Annotated in this window: 2 protein-coding genes; both read left to right on the top strand. The window is 41.5% G+C overall.

What is annotated here, in order from left to right:
• On the top strand, positions 1–2,392 hold a 2,392-nt coding region (locus IQ242_RS20550), incomplete at its 5' end, for a bluetail domain-containing putative surface protein (protein ID WP_193961228.1).
• Between the two features lie 145 nt (positions 2,393–2,537).
• Positions 2,538–3,211, top strand: a 674-nt coding sequence (locus tag IQ242_RS20545) for an Rpn family recombination-promoting nuclease/putative transposase (RefSeq protein ID WP_193961227.1), incomplete at its 3' end; no start/stop codon positions are given.

The following is a 3,211-nucleotide window of genomic DNA, read 5'->3' as shown; positions in this document are numbered from 1 at the left end:
AACAGTTGACCCCACTGCTGATACCACAGTTGAAAGTGATGAAACTGTTGCTTTAACTCTTGCGACCGGGACAGGTTATACAGTTGGGACAACCACCGCAGTTACGGGTACGATTACCAATGATGATAATCCAGGAAGCATTCAAGGGTTAAAATGGAACGACATCAACGGTAATGGAGTCCGCGAAGACTTAATTCAAGGTAATCCTCCCGATATAGTTTTTGTAATTGATGTTTCCGGTAGTACAAGTTCGCTATTTCAAGGGTTAGCTGTAGGAGATGTTAATAATGATGGTACAGCCAATACCCGACTAGATGCCGAAATAGCGGGATTTATTGCCTTAAATAATCGCTTAGTTAGTAAAGGATTAGGTTCTACAGCTAAAGTCAGTATTGTCAGCTTTGAAAGTAGTGCCAATCAACGGGATATGAATCCAACTATTAGCGGGATTCAATTGACCACAAATCCAGCAACAGATAGCAATAACAATGGCATTAAAGATGTCGAAGAGATTTTACGTTCTCTAGTATATTTAGGTGGAACTAACTTTGAAATAGCCTTACAGAAAGCCGCTAACACCCTAACGACTATAGGAACAACTACTGGTAATGGAAATGTGATTTTTATCTCCGATGGGGAAAACAACGAAGGGGGGAGTTATAGCGATGAAGTTCTCGCCTTACAAAATGCAGGAGTCAAGCTATCAGCTTTTGGCGTAGGAACCGGTGCGAACATCAGTAATCTCCAAGTAATTAATCCTAGTGCTAGTATCTTTACCAGTACTGACCAATTATTAGGTGTTTTTGATGGGTTAGGTAGTGGAACCCAAAGCTTCAAAGAACCAGGATTAGGCGGAGTAAGCATTTACCTAGACCTAAATAATAACGGGGTTTTAGATGCAGGAGAACCAACTCAAGTCACGGCCGTTGATAATCCTAGTACCACCAATATTGATGAAGCAGGACAGTATAGCTTTACTAATGTCCAACCAGGAACTTACATTGTGCGGGAAGTTGTTCCCAGTGGTTTCAGTCAAACCTTTCCTAACAGTCCCAATTATCACACAGTCGTCGTTGGTTCAGGTCAAACTGTCAATAATATCAACTTTGGTAATACCACACCTTCACCTGTTACCCTAACCGTCAATCCTGTCAGTGTAGCTGAAGATGGGACAACTAATCTAGTTTATACTTTCACCCGTACTGGCAATTTGACTAACGCCTTGACCGTAAATTATAGCGTTGCTGGTACAGCTACCTTTAATACAGACTATAGCCAAACCGGTGCAGCAACTTTCACGTCAACAACTGGAACAATTACCTTGGCTGCTGGACTCAGTACGGCTACTTTAACAGTTGACCCCACTGCGGATACAACTATTGAACCCAACGAAACCGTTATTTTAACCCTCGCTTCAGGTACTGGTTATACAATAGGTACAGCCACCCCAGTTACCGGAACAATTACGAATGACGACTTTTTCCAAGTCTCCATCAATAATGTCACCGTTGTCGAAGGCTTAGATAATCATGCCATCCTCACCGTCACTGTCAATAACCCCAATCCACAACCAATTAGCGTCAACTATACCACTGCACCCATTAACGCTACCGCCAATGTAGATTACACTAGCAAAACCGGAACTATCACCATTGCTGCTAATACTTCTACTGCTACTATTAGCATTCCCATCCTCAATGATAACCTCAATGAACCTGATGAAGCCTTTACAGTAACCCTCTCCAATCCGGTTAATGCTACCATCAATCCCGAAGGAGGAATAGGAGAAGTTATCATTACTGATACTTGGCAAAGCACTCTCACTCGCACCTTACCCAACAATGTCGAAAACCTCAGACTAATTGGCACTAACAATATTAACGGTACAGGTAACGCTGGTAACAATAATATCACCGGAAATAGTGGCAATAATCAAATCAATGGAGGTGCGGGAATTGATACTTTAACCGGTGGTCTAGGCGCAGATACTTTCATCTTTCAATTTGGCGAATCTACCATAGCAGCAAGCGATAGTATCACAGATTTTGCCATCAATAGTGATAAAATCGACTTATTAACTCAAGGTGGAACTGCCATGAATGCGCCTAGTAGTTTCAGTCGCGCTGCTGATAGCACTGTCACCACTTTACAGAATTTAGTCAATCAAGTATTTACTGATGCCAATGGAGCCACTACAGGTAATCAAGAATTAGCGGTTAATAGTGCCGCCTTAGTGCAAGTAACAACTGGTGCGATTGCTGGAACTTACCTCGTTATTAATGATAGCACGGCTGGCTTCCAATCCAGCAATGATTTATTAATAAATATCACCGGATTTACTGGTACTTTACCAGCTTTAGGAAGCATTCCAGTGGGTAATTTCTTTGTTTAATTAAGTAGGCGTAGGGTGCGTTAGGCGGCCACCAATTCCGTCAAAAAACCAAAATTAACAATCCGCCGTAACGCACCACCTCTATTATTAAATCGTTGCGTTACGCTATCGCGCTTCACAGCCTACGAGTAAGCAAACAACTCAAATGAACCAAACAACTGCCAATTATGATGAACCCTGGAAAGAAGCATTAAGCGAGTATTTTGAAGCATTTTTACATTTCTTCTTTCCTGAAGTTCACCAACTAATTGATTGGACAAAAATTCCCGAATCCCTAGACAAAGAACTCAAACGGATTACCGCTTCAGCAAAGACAAAAAAACGTTTCGCTGACAAACTCTATAAAGTCTGGTTACTCAGTGGAGAAGAAGTCTGGATTTTGATTCATATTGAAATTCAAAGTCAATACGAAGAAAATTTCCCTCAGAGGATGTATATTTATAACTATCGGGCCTTCGATTTGTATCAGAAACCGGTTATCAGTCTCGCTATATTAGGAGATGAACGAGTAAATTGGCGACCAGATTCCTATAATTATACTATCGCTGGCTGTGAAGTCAGCCTCAAATTCCCAACGGTTAAATTACTGGACTATGAGGAAAGATGGTCAGAACTAGAAGCAAGTAGCAATCCCTTTGCTATAATAGTCATGGCACACCTGAAAACAAAAGCGACTACTGGGAAGCTGCCACAACGGGAACAGTGGAAGTGGAGGTTAATCAGGGGATTATATGAAAAGGAGTTCGAGAGGGAACAGATAATTAAACTGTTTGAAATCATCGACAATATGATGACTTTATCCCCTGAATTGCAGTCAAG

The organism is Microcystis sp. LEGE 08355 (genome assembly GCF_015207185.1).
Classification (GTDB): Bacteria; Cyanobacteriota; Cyanobacteriia; order Cyanobacteriales; family Microcystaceae; genus Microcystis; species Microcystis panniformis.
Note: the sequence above shows the minus strand (reverse complement) of the source record. Positions and strands in the feature narration are given on the sequence as shown.